Source organism: Streptomyces sp. NPDC041122, assembly GCF_055592445.1.
Genome location: NZ_JBVIYQ010000005.1, coordinates 134998 through 154599 on the forward strand (window position 1 = coordinate 134998; position 19602 = coordinate 154599).

Annotated in this window: 17 protein-coding genes; 9 read left to right on the forward strand and 8 right to left on the reverse strand. The window is 72.4% G+C overall.

From position 1 onward, the window contains the following. Positions 1-58 precede the first annotated feature (58 nt). From ACZ6B8_RS19485 to ACZ6B8_RS19495, 3 genes are all read left to right on the forward strand, one after another. A complete protein-coding gene (locus ACZ6B8_RS19485) occupies positions 59-406 on the forward strand; it encodes an SH3 domain-containing protein (protein ID WP_471607988.1) in 348 nt (115 codons plus the stop codon). A gap of 75 nt (positions 407-481) precedes the next feature. Beyond that, complete coding sequence (locus ACZ6B8_RS19490) at positions 482-1846, forward strand: FtsW/RodA/SpoVE family cell cycle protein (protein ID WP_471079491.1); 1365 nt, start codon at positions 482-484, stop codon at positions 1844-1846. A 25-nt stretch (positions 1847-1871) separates the two neighbouring features. Further along, positions 1872-3332, forward strand: coding sequence for a penicillin-binding transpeptidase domain-containing protein (locus ACZ6B8_RS19495; RefSeq protein ID WP_471079488.1), 1461 nt, complete (start codon positions 1872-1874; stop codon positions 3330-3332). 21 nt (positions 3333-3353) lie between these two features. On the opposite strand, the gene ACZ6B8_RS19500 is transcribed toward ACZ6B8_RS19495, so the two are convergent. Further along, complete coding sequence (locus ACZ6B8_RS19500) at positions 3354-4460, reverse strand: ferritin-like domain-containing protein (protein ID WP_471607989.1); 1107 nt, start codon at positions 4458-4460, stop codon at positions 3354-3356. A 126-nt stretch (positions 4461-4586) separates the two neighbouring features. Between ACZ6B8_RS19500 and ACZ6B8_RS19505 the strand changes: the two genes are divergently transcribed. From ACZ6B8_RS19505 to ACZ6B8_RS19520, 4 genes are all read left to right on the forward strand, one after another. Then, a complete protein-coding gene (locus ACZ6B8_RS19505; RefSeq protein WP_471079482.1) occupies positions 4587-5525 on the forward strand; it encodes an AurF N-oxygenase family protein in 939 nt (312 codons plus the stop codon). Positions 5526-5608: 83 nt separating this feature from the next. Next, positions 5609-6334 carry a TetR/AcrR family transcriptional regulator gene (locus ACZ6B8_RS19510; RefSeq protein ID WP_471079479.1) on the forward strand — a complete coding sequence of 242 codons (726 nt, stop codon included), beginning with the start codon at positions 5609-5611 and terminating at the stop codon, positions 6332-6334. Positions 6335-6369: 35 nt separating this feature from the next. After that, a complete protein-coding gene (locus tag ACZ6B8_RS19515) occupies positions 6370-6642 on the forward strand; it encodes a hypothetical protein (RefSeq protein WP_358776839.1) in 273 nt (90 codons plus the stop codon). 381 nt (positions 6643-7023) lie between these two features. Then, complete coding sequence (locus ACZ6B8_RS19520) at positions 7024-8181, forward strand: C40 family peptidase (protein ID WP_471607990.1); 1158 nt, start codon at positions 7024-7026, stop codon at positions 8179-8181. Here ACZ6B8_RS19520 and ACZ6B8_RS19525 read toward each other — a convergent pair. The 5 genes from ACZ6B8_RS19525 to ACZ6B8_RS19545 are packed head-to-tail and all read right to left on the reverse strand — an operon-like array spanning position 8151 to position 14030. Continuing rightward, a complete protein-coding gene (locus tag ACZ6B8_RS19525) occupies positions 8151-9389 on the reverse strand; it encodes a styrene monooxygenase/indole monooxygenase family protein (protein WP_471079472.1) in 1239 nt (412 codons plus the stop codon). The two genes, ACZ6B8_RS19520 and ACZ6B8_RS19525, sit on opposite strands and share 31 nt — an antisense overlap. A 58-nt stretch (positions 9390-9447) precedes the next feature. Then, positions 9448-10065, reverse strand: a complete 618-nt coding sequence (locus ACZ6B8_RS19530) for a GTP-binding protein (protein WP_471079468.1) — start codon at positions 10063-10065, stop codon at positions 9448-9450. After that, positions 10046-10459, reverse strand: a complete 414-nt coding sequence (locus tag ACZ6B8_RS19535; protein WP_362364716.1) for a DUF742 domain-containing protein — start codon at positions 10457-10459, stop codon at positions 10046-10048. The genes ACZ6B8_RS19530 and ACZ6B8_RS19535 overlap by 20 nt, the downstream gene beginning before the upstream one ends. Next, positions 10456-11007, reverse strand: a complete 552-nt coding sequence (locus ACZ6B8_RS19540) for a roadblock/LC7 domain-containing protein (protein WP_471607991.1) — start codon at positions 11005-11007, stop codon at positions 10456-10458. The genes ACZ6B8_RS19535 and ACZ6B8_RS19540 overlap by 4 nt, the downstream gene beginning before the upstream one ends. Before the next feature lie 8 nt (positions 11008-11015). Further along, entirely contained in the window at positions 11016-14030 is a 3015-nt protein-coding gene (locus ACZ6B8_RS19545; protein WP_471607992.1) for a sensor histidine kinase, read from the reverse strand. 357 nt (positions 14031-14387) lie between these two features. Here ACZ6B8_RS19545 and ACZ6B8_RS19550 point away from each other — a divergent pair, with 357 nt between their 5' ends. Then, positions 14388-15233 carry a hypothetical protein gene (locus ACZ6B8_RS19550; RefSeq protein WP_471607993.1) on the forward strand — a complete coding sequence of 282 codons (846 nt, stop codon included), beginning with the start codon at positions 14388-14390 and terminating at the stop codon, positions 15231-15233. 64 nt (positions 15234-15297) lie between these two features. On the opposite strand, the gene ACZ6B8_RS19555 is transcribed toward ACZ6B8_RS19550, so the two are convergent. Beyond that, positions 15298-15831 (reverse strand): MarR family winged helix-turn-helix transcriptional regulator, encoded by a 534-nt coding sequence (locus tag ACZ6B8_RS19555; protein ID WP_471607994.1) that lies wholly within the window; start codon positions 15829-15831, stop codon positions 15298-15300. A gap of 257 nt (positions 15832-16088) precedes the next feature. On the opposite strand from ACZ6B8_RS19555, the gene ACZ6B8_RS19560 reads away from it, so the two are divergent. Continuing rightward, a complete protein-coding gene (locus ACZ6B8_RS19560) occupies positions 16089-16925 on the forward strand; it encodes a lysozyme (RefSeq protein ID WP_471607995.1) in 837 nt (278 codons plus the stop codon). An 81-nt stretch (positions 16926-17006) separates the two neighbouring features. Here ACZ6B8_RS19560 and lon read toward each other — a convergent pair whose 3' ends face one another. Further along, a complete protein-coding gene (gene lon / locus ACZ6B8_RS19565; RefSeq protein WP_471607996.1) occupies positions 17007-19427 on the reverse strand; it encodes an endopeptidase La in 2421 nt (806 codons plus the stop codon). Positions 19428-19602: the final 175 nt, after the last annotated feature.

Sequence of the window (19602 nt, forward strand, 5' to 3'; positions counted from 1 at the left end):
TCGCGGCATCTGAGCATCCGCCAGGCCGCTCCGATCCGTCCTTTTCTGAGGAGGCCTCATGTCCCCGCGGACCACCGCCACCCGGCTCGGCCTGATCACCGCCGCCGGCGCCCTCGCCGCTCTCACCGTCACCGGCCCGGCCGCCGCCCTCGACGACGCCAACCACCCGCCCGTCTACAAGGGCCGCGTCACCGCCAAGAACGGGCTGCTGCTGCGCAACTCACCGACCCGCGGCAGCAAGGTGATCCGCTCCGTACCGCGCGGCAAGGTCGTCACGATCTTCTGCAAGACGCGGGGCGACCGGGTGTCGAACAACAGCATCTGGTACCTGCTCACCGACGGGACCTGGGCCTGGGGCTCCGCGCACTACATCGCGAACATCGGACAGGTGCCGCGCTGGTGCTGACGCCTCGTCACTCCACCCGGCCGACATAGACGACATAAGCCGACTTCCGGGTGATTTGCTTGCTACGTTCCCGGCATGGCCGGAACGAGCACGGGCACCGCACCCCCCGCGGTCCCCGCTGTTCGCGTCCCCCGGCGCCGGGGAACGGAACTCGCCCTGCTTGTCGTCGCCGTCCTGCTCTCCGTGTACGGCTACTGCGACGTCGGCCTCGCGAAGAACGGCACCGTCCCGCCCGGCGCCGCCGGCTACGGCGCCGGGCTCGGTGTGCTCGCCCTCCTCGCGCACCTCGCCGTCCGTTTCCGCGCCCCGTACGCCGATCCGCTGCTGCTGCCCATCGCGGTGCTCCTCAACGGCCTGGGCCTGGTGCTCATCTACCGGCTCGACCTGGAGACGCCGAAGGACGAGGCCGCGCCCGCGCAGCTGATCTGGTCGACCGTCGGCGTGGGCCTCTTCATCGCCGCCGTGCTCTTCCTGCGCGACCACCGCGTCCTGCAGCGGTACGCCTATCTCTCCGTCGTCGCCGCGCTGGTCCTGATGATCGTGCCGATCTTCTTCCCCGCCGTGAACGGCGCCCGGATCTGGATCAGGGTCGGCGCCTTCTCCATCCAGCCCGGCGAGTTCGCCAAGATCCTGCTCGCCGTCTTCTTCGCCAGCTATCTGGCCGCCAACCGAAACGCGCTCGCCTACACCGGCCGTACCCTGTGGCGGTTCAAGCGCCTCCAACTGCCCACCGGGCGCGTGCTCGGCCCGATCGTGGCGATCTGGCTGCTGAGCGTCGGCGTCCTGGTCCTGGAGCGCGACCTCGGCACCTCGCTGCTCTTCTTCGGGCTCTTCGTGATCCTGCTGTACGTCGCGACGGGCCGCACCGGCTGGATCGCGGTCGGCTTGCTGCTCGCCGCCCTCGGCGCGTTCGCGGTCGGCTCGCTGGAGCCGCACGTGCACAGCCGGGTGGAGGACTGGCTGCACCCCTTCGCCTCCATCGACGCGGGGCAGGGCCCCAACCAACTCGCCCAGTCGCTCTTCGCGTTCGCGGCCGGCGGGATGCTCGGCGCGGGCCTCGGGCTCGGCCACTCCATCCTCATCGGGTTCGCCGCGAAGTCCGACTTCATCCTGGCGACGGCCGGTGAGGAGCTGGGACTCGCCGGGCTCTGCGCGATCTTCCTGCTCTACGCGCTGCTGGTGGAGCGCGGCTTCCGCTCCGGGCTCGCGCTGCGCGAGCCCTTCGGACGGCTGCTCGCGATCGGGCTCGCCTCCATCGTCGCGCTCCAGGTCTTCGTCATCGCGGGCGGCGTCACCGGGCTCATCCCGCTCACCGGCATGGCGATGCCCTTCCTCGCGCAGGGCGGCTCCTCGGTCGTCACCAACTGGATCATCGTGGCGCTGCTGATCCGGATCAGCGACTCGGCGCGCAGCCAGCCCGTCGGCGAGGAGGGCGTGTGACCCGGCACGACCGCGAGGAGACCGCGTGACCAGGTACATCCGGCATGCCGCCGCCTTCTGCGCGCTGCTGCTCGTGGCCCTGCTCGTCAACGCCACCCGCGTCCAGGTCGTCCAGTCCGCGTCCCTCGACGCCAACCAGGCCAACCGCCGCAACACCATCGTCCGGTTCGCCCAGCCGCGCGGCGACATCTTCGTCGACGACCGGCCCGTCACCGGCTCCAAGGACACCGGCGAGCAGCTCCGTTACGAACGCACCTACAGCAACGGGCCGTTGTACGCCCCGGTGACCGGCTTCGCCTCCCAGGTGTACGGCACGACGTTCCTGGAGCACGCCGAGGACGCCGTCCTCTCCGGCACCGACCCGATGCTCGCGCCCTTCCCCCTGTGGAACGACATCACGCGCACGCAGAACCCCGGCGGCGCCGTGCGGACCACCCTGAAGGCGGCGGTGCAGCGGGCCGCCTTCGCGGGCCTGGGCGGCAAGCGGGGCGCGGTCGTCGCCCTCGAACCGTCGAGCGGCCGGATCCTCGCGCTGGTCAGCGCCCCTTCGTACGACCCGGAGCGGCTCTCGGGGACCAGCCGGGGGGCCACGGACGCCTGGGCGGAGCTGAACCGCGCCCCGACCAAGCCGATGCTGAACCGGGCGATCCGCCAGACCTATCCGCCGGGGTCGGCGTTCAAGGTGGTCACGGCCGCGGCGGCGCTCGACGCGGGCACGGTGACGGACCTCGACGCACCGACCAAGTCGCCCAGCCCGTACACCCTGCCCGGCACCACCACCCAGCTGACCAACGAGGTGGACGGCTGCACCAACGCCTCGCTGCGCTACGCCTTCCAGTGGTCGTGCAACACGGTCTTCGCGAAGCTCGGGGTCGACACCGGGCTCGGCCCCGTCTCCGGTACGGCGCGCGGCTTCGGCTTCAACGACCGCGATCTGCGGATCCCCTCGTCCGTCGCGGCGAGCAACTTCGACACCTCGATGGACAAGGCGCAGCTCGCGCTCTCCGCCATCGGTCAGTACGACACCCGGGCGACGCCGTTGCAGATGGCGATGGTCTCGGCGGCGGTGGCGAACGGCGGCTCGGTCAAGTCCCCGCACCTGGTGGACCGTACGACGACCGACGACGGCGACGTGCTCGACACCTCCGGTTCCAAGACCCTGGGCCAGGCGATGAATCCGGCCACGGCGATGCAGCTGCGGGAGATGATGACGGACGTCGTGGAGAAGGGGACCGGCACGAACGCCGCGATCCCCGGTGTGACCGTCGGCGGCAAGACCGGCACGGCCCAGCACGGCATCGACAACACCGGTACGCCGTACGCCTGGTTCATCTCCTGGGCGCAGCCCGCGGGGGAGGCGGAGCCCTCGGTGGCGGTCGCGGTGGTCGTCGAGGACGCGTCGGCGGACCGCGGGGACATCAGCGGCGGCGGCAGTGCGGCGCCGATCGCGAAGGCCGTGATGGAGGCGGCGATCGGCTCCCGCTGACCGGCCGGAGGGGGCGGGCGCTCAGCCCGTCCCGCCGGAGGCGATGGCGTCCCGTACCTCCGTCACCCGCTCCCGCTCCTCGGCCGCGAAGCGCTCCGCGTCCAGCTTCTCGGCGATCTCCTCGTCCTGCGCCATCAGCTGGTCGAGGTTGGCGTCGCCGAGCTCGAAGACGCCCATGTCGACGTAGGCCTCCTGGAGCCGCTTGCCCCACAGGCCGATGTCCTTGACGCACGGCACGATCCGGGAGAAGAGCAACTGCCGGAAGAGCGCGAGGTATTCGGACTGCTCGCTGTACTCCTCGGCCTGCGCCGTGGGGATGCCGAAGTTCTCCAGGACCTCCACGCCGCGCAGCCGGTCGCGCATCAGGTAGCAGCCCTCGATGACGAACTCCTCGCGCTCGCGCCGCTCGGCGTCGGTGAGCTGCTTGTAGTAGTCGCGCAGCGCCATCCGGCCGAAGGCCACGTGCCGGGCCTCGTCCTGCATGATGTAGGCGAGGATCTGCTGAGGCAGCGGCTTGTCCGTGGTGTCGCGGATCATGCCGAACGCGGCGAGCGCGAGGCCCTCGATGAGCACCTGCATGCCGAGGTAGGGCATGTCCCAGCGGGAGTCCCGCAGGGTGTCGCCGAGCAGCGCCTGCAGGTTGTCGTTGACCGGGTAGAGCATCCCGATCTTCTCGTGCAGGAAGCGGCCGTAGATCTCCGCGTGCCGCGCCTCGTCCATGGTCTGGGTCGCGGAGTAGAACTTCGCGTCCAGGTCGGGGGCCGACTCCACGATGCGGGCCGCGCACACCATCGCGCCCTGTTCGCCGTGGAGGAACTGGCTGAACTGCCAGGAGGCGTAGTGCTTGCGCAGCTCGCCCCGGTCGCGTTCGCTCATCTTCGCCCAGTGCGGCGTGCCGTAGAGCGTCATCGCCTCGTCGGGGGTGCCGAGGGGGTCGAGCGGGTCGACCTCGAGGTCCCAGTCGATGCGTTTCGCGCCGTCCCACTGCTTGTCCTTGCCCTTCTGGTAGAGGGCGAGGAGGCGCTCGCGTCCCTCGTCGTACTCCCAGCTGAAGCGGGCCGAACCGGCGGACGGGACTTGCCAGTTGAGACCATTCGGTGGACTGGTGTAAAGCTCACTCGTCGCCATGACGGCAGGCTCACACGCTACTGGACAAGGGGTCAACAAGTCGTGCGCAAGGGATTGACGGCCTTGCTGACAAGCAGTCTCATAAGAGTTGACCGCCGGTAACCCCGCGACAAGGCAGGAACAGTCATGACGACCGTGACCGAAGACGTTTCGCTGGACGGCCTGCGGGACGCGCTCGGACTGCTCAAGGACCGGGAGCAGGTCGCCGCCCGGCTCCTGGAGTCGTCCGCCAAGCACTCCTTCGACCCGGACAAGGAACTCGACTGGGCCGCCCCGGTCGAGGAGGGCAAGTGGTTCTGGCCGCCCGAGCTCGTCTCCCTGTACGACACCCCGATGTGGAAGCGGATGTCGCAGGAGCAGCGGTTCGACCTGGCCCGGCACGAGGCCGCCTCGCTGGCCTCGCTCGGCATCTGGTTCGAGATCATCCTGATGCAGCTCCTGGTCCGGCACATCTACGACAAGTCGGTGACCAGCGCGCACGTGCGGTACGCCCTCACCGAGATAGCCGACGAGTGCCGGCACTCGATGATGTTCGCGCGGATGATCGAGAAGGGCGGAGCGCCGACCTACCCGGTCACACGCCTCAACCACAACCTCGCGCGCGTCCTGAAGACGGTCTCCACCACCCCCGGCTCGTTCGCCTGCACGCTGCTCGGCGAGGAGATCCTCGACTGGATGCAGCGCCTCACGTTCCCGGACGAGCGGGTGCAGACGCTGGTGCGCGGGGTGACCCGCATCCACGTCGTCGAGGAGGCCCGCCATGTGCGGTACGCCCGCGAGGAGCTGCGCCGCCAGATGGTGACCGCCCCCGCGTGGGAGCGCCGGCTGACCCGTCTCAGCTGCGGCGAGGCCGCCCGCGTCTTCTCGCTCGCCTTCGTGAACCCCGAGGTCTACACGAACGTGGGCCTGGACCGCCGGGAGGCCGTCGCGCAGGTCAAGGCGAGCGGCCACCGCAGGGAGGTCATGCAGACCGGAGCGAAGCGGCTCACGGACTTCCTGGACGACATCGGGGTCATGCGGGGGGTCGGGCGACGGCTCTGGCGGAGTTCGGGGTTGTTGGCCTAGCTCTTGTCGCCGCCGGCCGCCTGTGGCTGGTCGCGCGGTTCCCCGCGCCCCTTGCCGGGCGCCGCCCAAGTACGCTGCGAGGCATGACCTCGCCAGCCACGACCCCCGCGTACCGCCGCCTGAGCGTCGAGGCCCGGCGGCGGCAGCTTCTGGAGTCCGCGCTCACCCTCTTCGCGCACCGCGCGCCCGAGGAGGTCAACCTCGACGACGTCGCGGAGGCGGCCGGCGTCTCGCGGCCACTCGTGTACCGCTACTTCCCCGGCGGGAAGCAGCAGCTGTACGAGGCCGCGCTGCGCTCCGCCGCCGACGACCTGGAGCAGTGCTTCGCCGAGCCGCCGCAGGGTCCGCTCACCCGGCGCCTCTCCCGCGCGCTCGACCGGTACCTGGCCTTCGTCGACCAGCACGACACCGGGTTCAGCGCGCTGCTGCAGGGCGGCAGCGTGGTCGAGACCTCGCGGACCAGCGCCATCGTGGACGGGGTGCGCAGGGCCGCCGCCGAGCACATCCTGGTCCACCTGGGCGTGCCCGAGCCGGGTCCGCGGCTGCGGATGACCGTACGGATGTGGATCACGGCGGTCGAGGCGGCCTCGCTGATCTGGCTCGACGAGGACAAGCATCCGCCGCTGGACGAGCTGCGGGACATGCTGGTGGAGCAGTTCATGGCGGTGCTCGTGGCGACCGCGGGGCGGGATCCGCAGACGGCGGACGTGGTGCGGTGGGCGCTCACCCTGGAGACCCCGGACGGTCCGGTCGGCGACCTCGCGCGGCACGTGCTGCCCGTGGTGGCCGACGCGGCGCATCTCCTCTGATGCCGCGCTGACCTGCCCGGTGTGACACTGGGGGCGTGAAGAGCCAAGACACTCCCTTCGTGGGCGGCCCCCTGGACGGACGGGTGCTGCCGGTCCTGCTCGGGCCGACCGGTCACCCGCCGAAGGTGTACCGGGTCCCCGTCCCCGACGACGCGGGCGGCCCGCCGACCGTTCTGGTGTACCGGCGGGTGGACGCGAGGCCCGGCGGGCGGCTCACGCTGACCCCTCAGTGGCAGTACGAGTTCTCGCCGGGGGGCGACACGGGGGGTGGCTTGAAGTGGCCCTGGTCGAAGCCGGGGGCCCGCTGAGCGTCCATCGGTGCGGGCCCGTCGTGGCTGGTCGCGCAGTTCCCCGCGCCCCTTTGAACGCCCCTTCGGGGCCCCCTCGGAGGGAGTGTCCGTGCGGGTGCGTGGGGGCTTGTCGCGCAGTTCCCCGCGCCCTTCAAACCCGTACCTGCGCCCCGCACCCCTGAGGGCGCCCCGCAGGGGCGTTTCAGGGGCGCGGGGAACTGCGCGGCCCGCCCCCACGTACCCGCAGACGTCATCCGCGCGACGCAACCCACCACGCCGAAGCCCCCTGCAAGGGGGACGCAAGTTGCGCCGACCGCCCCCGCCGGGAGGCGAACTCCCCGACCGGGACGGATGCTCACCCTGCGCGCAGGAGAGCCCTGGCGCACCGGAGGTGATGACGTGTCAGGCACCCTGCTGCGGTGGGTCTGTACCGGGGCCGCACTCGGCGCCCTGTGCACCACCGCGCCCCCCGCACACGCGGCGCCCGGGGCCCCCGGCCCGGAAGGGCGGCCCGTCGCGCGGCTCCTGACGGACCTTCAGCGGCTGTACCGGTCGGCGGAGGAGGCCACGGAGACGTACAACGCCACCGCGGAGAGGCTGAAGGAGCAGCGCGCGAAGGCGGCGGAGCTGGACCGGCGGCTGGCCGGGGCCCGGGCGTCGGTGCGGGACAGCCGGGGCGACGCCGCACTGTTCGCCCGGCGGCAGTACCAGGGCGCCGGCGACCTCTCGCCGTATCTGCGGCTGCTGCTCGCCCGCGATCCGCAGCGCGCCCTGGACCAGGGCCACGTCATCCGGCGGGTGGCCGCGGGGCGGGCCGCCACGGTGCGGCGCCTCGTCGGCGGCGAGCGGCAGGCGGACGGCCTCGCGCGCGCGGCGAAGCAGGCGCTCGACACCCAACGCGCCCTCGCGGCACGGCAGAAGAAGCAGCGGGACAAGGTCGACGGACGGCTGCGCGAGGTCGAGCGGCTGCTCTCCGCCCTCACCCCCGACCAGCTCACCGCGTTGCGGGACACCGAGACGGCGGACACCGAGCAGGCGCAGCGGCGGTTCATGGCGTCCGGGGCGCTCGGCGGCAGCCCCGCCACCCGGGCGCCCTCCCGGCAGGGCGACAAGGCCCTCGACTACGCGGTGCGGCAGATCGGGCGGCCCTACCGCTGGGGCGCCGAGGGCCCCGAGGCGTTCGACTGCTCGGGGCTGACCCAGCGGGCCTGGGCGCACGCGGGCCGGGAGATCCCGCGGACCAGCCAGGAGCAGTGGGCGGAGCTGCGCCGCATCCCCCTGGCGCAGCTGCGCCCCGGCGACCTGGTCGTCTACTTCCCCAAGGCGACCCACGTGGCGATGTACCTGGGCGACGGCAAGGTCGTCCAGGCGCCGCGCCCCGGCGCCCGCGTCAAGGTCTCGCCGATCGCGGCGAACCCGGTGCTCGGCGCCGTGCGGCCCGACCCCCGGGGCCGGGCCATGCGCGGCTACACCCCGCCGAGGCTGCCCGCGGGCGCCACCTCGGGCAGCGACCTCGGGTACGACGGTCAGGCGCCCGGCGCGACCGACTCCAGGTAGGCGGCGGCCTTCTCCGGGTCGAAGAAGAAGTTCTCGAAGTCGGCCGGGTCGTCGAAGCCGTTGGCGAACCGGTCGGCGACCGGCTGGAGCTGCCCGGCCGCGCCGAGGATGTTCAGGACGTGCTCCGGCGGGGCGCCCAGCATCGCGTTGGTCCACTTGGTGACGTGCTGCGCGGTCCGCCAGTAGCGGTCGAACGCCGACTGCATCCACTCCTCGTCGAACGGCTTGTCGCCGTGCTCGACGATGGACGAGAGGTACGCGGCCGCGCACTTGGAGGCCGAGTTCGAGCCCTGCCCGGTGATGGGGTCGTTGGCGACGACCACGTCGGCGACGCCGAGGACCAGACCGCCGCCGGGCAGTCGGCCGATGGGCTTGCGAACCGTGGGGGCGTACCGCCCGGCCAGCGTGCCGCCCGCGTCGGTCAGCTCGACCTTGGTGGCGCGCGCGTACTCCCAGGGCAGGTACCGCTCCAGGAGTTCGAGGGTCAGCGCCAGGTGCTCCGAGGGATCCTTGACGCCCTGGAAGACGTCGAGGGGGCCGCCGGGGACGCCCTCCCAGAAGAGGATGTCCGCGCGGCCGGAGAGGGTGAGCGTCGGCATGACGAAGAGCTCGCCGACCCCGGGCACGAGGTTGCAGCGCACCGCGTCGAACTCGGGGTGCTCGGGGCGCGGGCCGAGGCCGTGCACGTACGCCACCGCGAGCGCGCGCTGCGGCTCGGCGAACGGGGAGCGGGCGGCGTCGCGCTCGAACATCGAGACGAGCTCGCCCTTGCCCGCGGAGACGAGCACCAGGTCGTAGGCGCGGGAGAAGTAGTCGAGGTCACCGACCGCGGCACCGTGGATGACCAGCTGGCCGCCGCGCTGCGCGAAGGTGTCCATCCAGCCCGCCATCTTCACGCGCTGGTCGACGGATTGGGCGTACCCGTCGAGCTTGCCGACCCAGTCGATGACCCGGGAGCCGTCCGGGCCCGCGACCGAGACGCCGACGCCCTCGATCCTCGGGGCCTGCGACTCCCAGAAGTTCGCCTTGATGTCCCGCTCGTGCTGGAGCGCGGTGTGGAACATGCACTGGGTGGACATGACACGGCCGGACCGGATCTCGTCCGCCGTGCGGTTGGACATCAGGGTGACCTCGTACCCCTGCGCCTGGAGTCCGAGGGCGATCTGGAGACCGGACTGGCCGGCTCCGACGACAAGTATCTTCCGCATGGGGGCACTTCTCCTACGTACGTTCTTGAGCGGCCGGAGCCGTGGGGTGTGGCGTCGGCTATTCGGGGGTGACGTCCAGCGCGTGGCCGACCAGGGCGAGCAGCGACTCGACCACCGAGATCCGCTGCCGGGCGTCCATGATCAGCACCGGGATGTGCGGGGGCACCGTCAGGGCCTCGCGCACGTCGACGGCCTCGAACCGCTCGCTGCCGTCGAAGTGGTTGACGGCCACCACGTACGGCAGGCCGCAGCTCTCGAAGTAGTCGAGCGCCGGGAAGCAGTCGGAGAGGCGGCGGGTGTCGGCGAGCACGACGGCGCCGATCGCGCCGCGCACCAGGTCGTCCCACATGAACCAGAACCGCTGCTGGCCCGGGGTGCCGAAGAGGTAGAGCACGAGGTCGTCGTCGAGCGTGATGCGCCCGAAGTCCATGGCGACCGTGGTGGTCGTCTTCTCCGGGGTGCCGCTCAGGTCGTCGGTGTCGGCGCTCGCCTGCGTCATCAGCGCCTCCGTCTGGAGGGGCGTGATCTCGGAGACGGCGGTCACCAGCGTCGTCTTGCCGACGCCGAAACCGCCCGCCACCACTATCTTCGTGGCGATCGGGGCGCGTGACCTGTCCGTCTGCCAGGCCTGCAACTGACCCTCGTTCTCGAGGAGTTCAGAGACGGCGGAGTCCACTCAGCACCCTTTCCAGCAGTGCGCGGTCGGGCTGGCCCGGGCCGTGGCCCGTTCCGTAGACCCGGATCTTTCCCTGGTCGGCGAGGTCGCTGAGCAGCACGCGGACCACGCCGAGCGGCATCTTGAGGAGCGCGGCGATCTCCGCGACGGTACGCATCCGGCGGCAGATCTCGACGATCGCCCGCATCTCCGGCATCACCTTCGACAGCGTGCCCTTGGGCAGTTCGAGGCGCTCCTCGGGCGCTTCGAGCGCGGCCACGAACGTCTCGACGAGCAGCACGTGCCCAAACCGCGTGCGGCCGCCCGTCAGTGAGTAGGGGCGGACGCGAGCGGGCTTCCCGCCGCCGCGCTGCGGGAGCTTCGGCGTCGTACGGCTGCTGCTCCTGCTGCTCATCGGGGGCTCTCCATCGACTGACGCAGTTCGCTGCGGAGTTCGGGGGTGAGGACGTGCCCGGCGCGGCCGACGAAGAGCGCCATGTGGTACGCGACGACGCTCATGTCGCAGTCCGGGGTGGCGTGCACGCCGAGCAGCGAGCCGTCGCTGATCGACATGACGAAGAGGCTGCCCTCCTCCATCGCGACCATGGTCTGCTTGACCGCGCCGCCGTCCATGAGCTTGGCGGCGCCGATGGTCAGGGAGCCGAGCCCCGACACGATGGTGGCGAGGTCGGCGCTGGACCCCCGGGGGCCCGTGGGGTTCGCGGCCGGGCGCTCGGCGTTTCTGCCGGGGTCGGAGGAGAGCAGCAGCAGTCCGTCGGAGGAGACCACCGCGACGGAGAGGAGGCCGGGCACCTCCTCCACGAGGTTCGTCAGCAGCCAGTGCAGATTGCGGGCCTCGCTGCTGAGTCCGTACGCGCCGGCCGCGCCGGAGTCGGTCTTCCCGGCGGGCTCGGCGGACGCGGCGGGCGCGGTGGGTTCGGCGGAAGAACTGGGCGTGCGCATGGGCGCAGTCAACTGCTTGCCTCCTCGACTGAGTCCCCCATTACTTCTGCGGCTTGTGTGTTCTTTTCGTTACGTTGCGGCGCTTCCACCGGTCCCCCGGGGGCGGCGTCGGCGGCGAGTTCCGCCTCCACGTCCCGGCGGCCGCTCTGCGCGCCCTGGTGGAACCCGCCGAGGCGGCGGCGGAGCGCGTCGGCGTCCACGGATCCGCTGCGCGGCTTGGGCGGCGCGGCCGGCGCGGTGATCTTCGGCGTCCGCTTCGGCAGGCCCTTGTCGGTGACGCGCTCCCACTTGGGCGGAGCGGGGGCGGTCGTGGCGGGGGCGTCGGGTTCGGGGGCCGCCTTGGCCGCGGGCTCCGGCTCCGGCTCGGAATCGGACTCGGCAGGCTCCGGAGTGGGCTCGGGCTCGGCAGCCTGCTCGGGCTCGGGCTCCGGCGTCGACTCGCGCTCCGGCTCCGGCTCAGCCGTTCCCGACGCGGCGGGCGGCGCGGGCGGCGCGGCGAGCTCCATCGTCCGCTCGGCCGCGGCGATCAGCGGATCCGGGTGCCCGCCCTCACCGGAGGCGGAGGCGGCGGCAGGCGCGGACCCGGCCCCGGAGCCCGTCAACCGCCCCGGAATGACGTTGGAGTTGGCCTCCGCCTCGGAGCCCGGCAGGTGGACGAGCCCGGCGTCCCCGCCCCGCCCCGGGGCCACCGTGGTGGCCGGCACCCCCGGCGACGGCGCCTCGGCGAGCAGCCCGGTGGGCAGCACCACGACCGCCGCGACGCCGCCCTGCTTCTGCTCCCGCAGCCGCACCCGCACCCCGTGCCGGGCCGCGAGCCGCGCGACGACATAGAGGCCGAGCCCGAGCCCGTCCCCGCTCTCCTGGTCGTACGCGTCGTCCGGATCGAAGTCCGCGAGGCGGGCGTTCAGCTCCCGCATCCGGTCCTGGGGGACGCCGATGCCCTCGTCCTGGACGGAGAGCATGACCTCGCCGTTCTCCAGGAGCCAGCCGGAGACCTCGACCGCGGCGTCCGGCGGCGAGAAGGAGGTGGCGTTCTCCAGGAGTTCGGCGGTGAGGTGGCTGATGTCGTCCGCGACGAACCCCGCCACGTGCGCGTGCGGCGGCAGGGTGGCGATGCGGACGCGTTCGTAGCGCTCGATCTCGGAGACGGCGGCGCGCACGACGTCCACGAGCGGGACGGCGCCGGGGTGCTGGTGGCCGTGTTCGGCACCGGCGAGGACCAGGAGGTTCTCGCTGTGCCGGCGCATGACGGTGGCCAGGTGGTCGAGCTTGAAGAGGGTGGCGAGCCGGTCGGGGTCCTGCTCGCGGTCCTCCAGGTTCTCGATGACGGCGAGCTGGCGCTCCACCAGGCCGAGGGTGCGCAGGGCGAGGTTGACGAAGGTGCCGTGGATGGACCGGCGGACCTGCTCCAGGTGTGCGGAGGCCTCGGCGAGCTCCTCGCGCAGTGCCGCGCGCTCGTCGGCCATCGACTGCCGCTGACCGATGAGGTGCTTGCGGTCGGATTCCAGGGTGCCCAGGCGCTCGGTGAGGGCGGCCGCGTGGCCGTGCAGCGCGTTGACGGAGCGGACGACCTGGGCGAACTCGTCGTCGCGGCCCGTGAAGCGGATCGGCTCCTGGGGCGCGGGCTCGCCGGCCAGCCGGGCCGAGCCGAGGCGCAGGACCGCGAGCGGGCGGGTCAGCGAGCGGGCCGCGCCCATGGCGACGCCGACCGCGACCAGCAGGCAGACGCCGACGAGGGCGATCCGGATCTCCAGCGCCTCGACGTCGTCGTCGCGCAGCCGGGCGAGGTGCTTGGTGCGCTCGACACCGAGCGCGGACTCGGCGCCGCGCATCGTCTCGATGCGGGCGGAGAGCGCGGCGTCGACCTTCTTCCTGTCGTAGCGCCGCTCGGCCGGGGAGAGCGTGGGCCGGTCGGTGAGGCGCTCCAGGTACTTCTCCGCGGCGGTGACCTCGGCGCCGGTGACGGTCGACACGTAGGTGGCGCGGGCGGGCTCGTCCGCCGCGTCCCGGAAGTCGTCGAGGGCGGCGAGCTCGCGGACGCGGGCCTGCTGGGCGGCGCCGGTCAGCTCGTCGCGGCGCTTGGTCTCGGCCCGGGACTCCTCGGTTCCGGTGGTCGGCAGGCCGGTGACCGGGTCGAGGGCGGGGGTGCCGGTGGTGGTGTCGGGCAGGGCGAGGGCGGCGAGGAGGAGGCCGCGGGTGGCGGCGGCCTGCTCGACGGCGTGGTCGAGGTCGGTGAGGGCGAGCGCGCCCCGGTTCGCCTCGGGGGGCAGCTTCTCGGCCAGGTCACGGGAGAGGCCGTGGAGCTCGGCGATGACCTTGCTGTACGCCTCGTGGGCCTGGAGAGCACCGCTCTTGCCGGTGAGCGCCGCTCTGCGGACGGCGGCGATGTCAGCGAGGTCGTGGCGCAGCGCGGCGGGCGCGTCGGCATCGCGGAGCTCGTCGATCTGCCGGTCCACGCGGGCGCTGCGGCTCTCGGAGAGACCCTTGCCCTGGGGGCGGCCCGAGGCGATGAACGAGGTGACCTCGTCGCGCTCGTCGGCGAGCGAGTGGCCGAGGGAGACCGCCTGCTGGGTCTGTTCGGCGAGCGTCACCAGGCTCTGGGTGTCGCTCAGGCGGTCGGACGCGGCGATGACGGCGGGTGCGCCCGCGCCCAGGACGGCGGCGGCGACGACGGCCACGGCGATGATCAGCCGATTGCGTACGCGCGCGGTGGGCGCCTTGTTGACGAAGGGCGCCGGCACGACGGAGGACGGCGTGGGCGCGGAGGCTGCCGCGGGTGGCGTGCCAGTGGCTCCGGGGGGCGCGGAGGCATCGCGCGCGGAGGCGTCACGCGCGGCGGGTTCGTGGACCGCGGGGGCGGGCGCGGAGGCGGGGGCCGCGTCCGCTCCGGTGCCCGGTGAGGGGTCCGTGGTCGTGCGCTCCGGCACACGCCCGGTCGGAGTGGTCGCGCCCGGCGTGGCCCCTTCCGGGGCCTTCTGCTTGCCTTTGCGCCCAGGCCGCATCTTCTGCACCGGTGCTCGCATTCCTGTTTTCGTCTGCCCTTGGGCCCGGGTGACGGCCTGTCAACACGAGCGCTCCCCCGGTACGGCTCCTGACCCTTCCAGTGCCGGTGAGTGGCGGTCGTGCATCGCCTGCCTGGCCACCCGAAGGAGTGAACATCGGCGGGGAGTTGGCGGGCAAGTCCCGCGGTGGCGGTCGCGGGGCCCGTGCGGAGCGCCGGTTGGACGTCTCCGGAAGGCTTTGGCAGGATGCGCCGCCACACCCCGTCGGAGTTGATCATTCCGGTCGAATTCCGGCGCGGGACCTGCCGCTACGGGCCCGTGGCGCACCCCTTTCCCGCTCCTGGTGAGCGACGGGCGCCCCTCGGGCAGACTGACCGGATGCGCATCGAAATCGCCACCGAACCCGGTGACCCCGCACGCCCCAACGAGGACTATGCCTCGGTCGCGGTTCCCGCGTCCGGACAGGGCGGTTCACTCGTCCTCCTGGACGGCGTGACGCCACCCGAGGGCACGGTGGGATGTCCGCATTCCGTCCCCTGGTTCACCGCCCGGCTCGGCGGCGCGCTGGGGGAACTGTCCGTTTCACGCCGGGATATGACGCTCCCTGAGGTCCTGGCGGCCGCCATCTCCCGTACCGCCGAGGCCCATGGATCAACCTGTGACCTTTCTCACCCGCGCACCCCGCAGGCAACCGTGGTGCTCGTGCGGTGGGACGCGGAGCGCGTCGAGCACCTGGTCCTGTCCGACTCGGCGCTGCTCATCGGGGGCCCCGACGGCGCGGTGACGGCCGTGCTCGACCGGCGCCTGGCCGAACTGCCGCCCGCCGTACGGGCCCTGCGCGACCAGGTGCGCGCCCTGCCCCGCGGCTCGGCCGAGCGGGACGTGGCGGCCCGCGCCTACGGCGCGGCGGTCGAGGCGCTGCGCAACGCCGAGGACGGCTTCTTCACGGCCGCCGCCGACCCCTCGGCCGCGGGGCGCGCGGTCACCGGCGAGCTGGCCCGGGCGGACGTCACGGCGGTGGCGGCGCTCACCGACGGGGCCGGGCGGTGGGTCGAGACGTTCCGGGAGGGCGACTGGGCGGACTGCTTCGCGCTGTTGCGCAAGCAGGGGCCGCGGCATCTGGTGGAGCGGGTGCGTGAGTTGGAGCGCGCCGACCCCGACCGCCTCGCCCACCCGCGCGGGAAGCGGCACGACGACGCGGCGGTCGTGTACGCGGAGTGGTGACGTCCGCCGCCTGGGCGGCGGCTTCGCGCGGGCCGTGCGCACGCGGGCCGGCCCGCATACGGGGTCAGGCGTCCGCGCTCTCGTTCAGCCGGCCGAGCAGCCGGGCCAGTTCGGAGACCTCGGTGCGGTCCCAGCTCGCGAGCCGGCGCACGTACTGCGCGCGGCGCGCGGCCCGCACCGTGCGGAAGCGGGTGCGGCCGTCCGGGGTGAGCCGGATGAGCCAGGCGCGCCCGTCGGCCGGGTCGGGCTCGCGGGAGACCAGGCCGAGTTCCTCCAGTGCGCGCAGCTGGCGGCTCATCGTGGCCTTGCCGACGCCGATGTAGGCGGCGAGTTCGGTGGCCCGCTGCGGGCCCGCGTCGTCCAGGCAGACGAGCAGGCCGTACGCGGCGGGCTCCAGGTCGGGATGGACCTGGCGGGCCATCTCGCCGGACGACGCCCGCGCGCGGCGCATCAGGAGGGACAACTCCCGTTCGAGGGAGAGGAACTCCCGGTCCTCGCCCTGTTCCACCTCGCTCTGTGCCGGTTCCCCCTGATCCGCCCGGCCCTGTTGCACCTCGTCCCGCGCGCCGCTCTCCGCACCCTCTTCTGCAGCACCCATGTCCCGCTTTCCCGATTCTGAAAGTTATCGCCGACAGGCCCTCGCGCCGCGGCCGTGGCGACAGCGGCCTGACCAGTATTTCGCAAGGTGGCGACCGTGCCGCCCGGATGGTGCCGTCACAGGAGTGGACCAACGGCAGAAGCTCGGACCTCTTCCCCGGCGCCGGTCTACGTGCGTAGCTTTTCAAGTGACATGTTCACACCAGACATGTCGGCAGGTCCCCACCGAGCACCACCGAGGCCTTCGGAGGCACGCCCATGTCCGTGCACAGACCCGGAACGGCCCGCCGCTCGCGCTTGTCGCCGGCGGGGGTCCTCCTCGCAGCACTGTCCGCTCTCTCCCTCCTCCTGACGCTCCCCACGGCGGCCCGGGCGGACGACGACGTCCCGCAGCGCGGCTCCGCCCGCCTCGGCCAGGGCGTCATCGAACACGACGGCCAGGGCGGCCGGCCCACGGGTGGTGACGCGACCCAGACCGAGGGCGTCGACGTCAGCGGCCACCAGGGCAACGTCGCCTGGCAGACGCTCTGGAACAGCGGCGTGAAGTGGGCCTACGTCAAGGCCACCGAGAGCACCTCGTACAAGAACCCCTACTTCACCCAGCAGTACAACGGCTCGTACGACGTGGGCATGATCCGCGGCGCGTACCACTTCGCAACGCCGGACACCTCCTCCGGCGCCGCCCAGGCCAACTACTTCGCGAGCAGCGGCGGCGGCTGGTCGCGCGACGGCCGGACGCTGCCGGGCGCGCTCGACATCGAGTGGAACCCGTACGGGGCGGCCTGTTTCGGCAAGTCGCAGTCCGCGATGGTCAGCTGGATCCGCGACTTCCTGACCACCTACAAGGCGCGCACCGGGCGCGACGCGGTCATCTACACCGCCACCAGCTGGTGGAAGGACTGCACCGGCAACTACAGCGGCTTCGGCGCCAGCAACCCGCTGTGGATCGCCCGCTACAACACCGGCCCCGGCGAACTCCCGGCCGGCTGGGGGTTCCAGACCATGTGGCAGTACACCTCGTCGGGGCCGACGGTCGGCGACCACGACAAGTTCAACGGCGCGCTCGACCGGGTGGTGGCGCTCGCCAACGGCTGAGTGCGGCACCGCCCCGGATACGCGAACGGCGGCCACCCCGATGCGGGGTGGCCGCCGTTCCGCCGTCCGTCGGCGCCTGGCCTAGGCGGCGGCCGGGACCCTGATCTCGGCGTCGGTCAGGGCCAGTTCGAGCACCTGGCGGACGTCCGTGACCGCGTGCACGTCGAGCTTGTCGAGGACCTCGGCGGGGACGTCGTCGAGGTCCGCCTCGTTCCGCTTCGGGATGATCACCGTGGTGATCCCGGCGCGGTGCGCGGCGAGCAGCTTCTGCTTGACGCCGCCGATCGGCAGCACCCGGCCGGTCAGCGAGACCTCACCGGTCATCGCCACGTCCGTACGGACGAGTCGGCCGCTGAGCAGCGAGGCGAGGGCGGTGGTCAGCGTGACACCCGCGCTCGGCCCGTCCTTGGGGACCGCGCCGGCCGGGAAGTGGACGTGCACGCCGCGTTCCTTCAAGTCGCCGACGGGCAGCTCCAGTTCGGCGCCGTGCGCGCGCAGGAAGCTGAGCGCGATCTGTGCCGACTCCTTCATCACGTCACCGAGCTGGCCGGTGAGTGTGAGCCCGGAGGCGCCGGTCTCGGGGTCGGCGAGCGAGGCCTCCACGAACAGGACGTCGCCGCCCGCGCCGGTGACCGCGAGCCCGGTGGCCACGCCCGGCACCGCCGTGCGCCGCTCGGCCGGGTCCTGCGCCGACTCCGGCACGTGGTGCGGGCGTCCGATGAGCTCGCGCAGGTCGGCGTCGGTGACGGTGAACGGCAGTTCCCTGTCGCCCAGTTCGTGCTGCGCCGCGACCTTGCGGAGCAGCCGCGCGATGGAGCGCTCCAGGTTGCGCACGCCCGCCTCGCGGGTGTACTCGCCGGCGAGCTTGCGCAGCGCGCTCTCGTCGAGCGTCACCTCGTCCTGCTCCAGACCGGCCCGCTCCAGCTGGCGCGGGAGCAGGTGGTCGCGGCCGATGGTGACCTTCTCGTCCTCGGTGTAGCCGTCGAGCCTGACCAGCTCCATGCGGTCGAGCAGCGCCTCCGGGATGGCCTCCAGGACGTTCGCCGTCGCGAGGAACACGACGTCGCTCAGATCCAGTTCGACCTCCAGGTAGTGGTCCCGGAAGGTGTGGTTCTGGGCCGGGTCGAGGACTTCGAGGAGGGCGGCGGCCGGGTCGCCCCGGAAGTCCGAGCCGACCTTGTCGATCTCGTCGAGGAGCACCACCGGGTTCATCGACCCGGCCTCCTTGATGGCCCGTACGATCCGTCCGGGCAGTGCCCCCACGTACGTACGACGGTGGCCGCGGATCTCCGCCTCGTCGCGGACGCCGCCGAGCGCGACGCGCACGAACTTGCGGCCCATGGCGTGCGCGACGGACTCGCCGAGCGAGGTCTTGCCGACGCCGGGCGGGCCGACGAGGGCGAGCACCGCGCCGCCGCGGCGCCCGCCGACGACCCCGAGGCCGCGGTCGCTGCGGCGCTTGCGCACCGCGAGGTACTCGGTGATGCGCTCCTTGACGTCCTGCAGGCCGGAGTGCTCGGCGTCGAGGATCTCCTGGGCGCCCTTGATGTCGTACGCGTCCTCGGTGTGTTCGTTCCACGGCAGTTCGAGGACGGTGTCCAGCCAGGTCCTGATCCAGGAGCCCTCGGGCGACTGGTCGCTGGACCGCTCCAGCTTGTCGACCTCCTTCAGGGCGGCCTCGCGGACCTTCTCCGGCAGGTCGGCGGCCTCGACGCGGGCGCGGTAGTCGTCGGACTCCTCGGCCGTGTCCTTGCTGTCGCCGTTGATCTCGCGCAGCTCCTTGCGGACGGCGTCGAGCTGGCGGCGCAGCAGGAACTCGCGCTGCTGCTTGTCGACGCCCTCCTGGACGTCCTTGGCGATGGACTCGGCGACGTCCTGCTCGGCGAGGTGCTCGCGCAGCTGCTCGGTGGCGAGCTTGAGGCGGGCGACCGCGTCCTCGGTCTCCAGGAGCTCGATCTTCTGCTGGGTGGTGAGGAACGGCGAGTATCCGGAGTTGTCGGCGAGCGCCGCGACGTCGTCGATCTGCGTGACGCGGTCGACGACCTGCCAGGCGCCGCGCTTCTTCAGCCAGCTGGTGGCGAGCGCCTTGTACTCCTTGACGAGCTCGGTGACGGCGCCCGGCAGCGGCTCGGGCACGACGTCGTCGATCCGCTGCCCCTCGACCCAGAGCGCGGCGCCGGGACCGGTGGTGCCGGCCCCGATCCGCACCCGGCCGCGGCCGCGGATGAGCGCGCCGGGGTCGCCGTCGGAGAGCCGGCCGACCTGCTCGACGGTGCCGAGGACGCCGGTCGCGGCGTACGTCCCGTCGATGCGCGGAACAAGCAGCACCTTCGGCTTGCTGTCGCCACCGGACCGCGCGGCGGCCTGGGCGGCCTCGACCGCGGCCCGCACGTCCGCGTCGGACAGATCGAAGGGCACCACCATGCCGGGCAGGACGACCTCGTCGTCGAGCGGCAGCACCGGCAGGGTGAGCGACGTGTATGTGGTGGACTCAGCAGCCATGATCTCCCCTTCGGCATTCAAGTTGAGCTATACCGACTCAATGCTTGTGAGCCCCAGGATGTTCCCCCGCCGTGTTCGCCGTGAGCGATCACCCGGGAACCGCCCCAAGCCGGCATGACCAAGTCCGGTTTTTCAGCCCGAATGACGGAGATCCCCTGATTGAGGGACTTTGTCC

Coding starts and splice junctions, on each gene's coding strand:
- ACZ6B8_RS19525 (WP_471079472.1), bottom strand. CDS start 9,389: ATGCGGAAGATACTTGTCGTCGGAGCCGGCCAGTCCGGTCTCCAGATC.
- ACZ6B8_RS19485 (WP_471607988.1), top strand. CDS start 59: ATGTCCCCGCGGACCACCGCCACCCGGCTCGGCCTGATCACCGCCGCC.
- ACZ6B8_RS19510 (WP_471079479.1), top strand. CDS start 5,609: ATGACCTCGCCAGCCACGACCCCCGCGTACCGCCGCCTGAGCGTCGAG.
- lon (WP_471607996.1), bottom strand. CDS start 19,427: ATGGCTGCTGAGTCCACCACATACACGTCGCTCACCCTGCCGGTGCTG.
- ACZ6B8_RS19490 (WP_471079491.1), top strand. CDS start 482: ATGGCCGGAACGAGCACGGGCACCGCACCCCCCGCGGTCCCCGCTGTT.
- ACZ6B8_RS19560 (WP_471607995.1), top strand. CDS start 16,089: ATGTCCGTGCACAGACCCGGAACGGCCCGCCGCTCGCGCTTGTCGCCG.
- ACZ6B8_RS19540 (WP_471607991.1), bottom strand. CDS start 11,007: ATGCGCACGCCCAGTTCTTCCGCCGAACCCACCGCGCCCGCCGCGTCC.
- ACZ6B8_RS19545 (WP_471607992.1), bottom strand. CDS start 14,030: ATGCGAGCACCGGTGCAGAAGATGCGGCCTGGGCGCAAAGGCAAGCAG.
- ACZ6B8_RS19535 (WP_362364716.1), bottom strand. CDS start 10,459: ATGAGCAGCAGGAGCAGCAGCCGTACGACGCCGAAGCTCCCGCAGCGC.
- ACZ6B8_RS19550 (WP_471607993.1), top strand. CDS start 14,388: ATGCGCATCGAAATCGCCACCGAACCCGGTGACCCCGCACGCCCCAAC.
- ACZ6B8_RS19505 (WP_471079482.1), top strand. CDS start 4,587: ATGACGACCGTGACCGAAGACGTTTCGCTGGACGGCCTGCGGGACGCG.
- ACZ6B8_RS19555 (WP_471607994.1), bottom strand. CDS start 15,831: ATGGGTGCTGCAGAAGAGGGTGCGGAGAGCGGCGCGCGGGACGAGGTG.
- ACZ6B8_RS19500 (WP_471607989.1), bottom strand. CDS start 4,460: ATGGCGACGAGTGAGCTTTACACCAGTCCACCGAATGGTCTCAACTGG.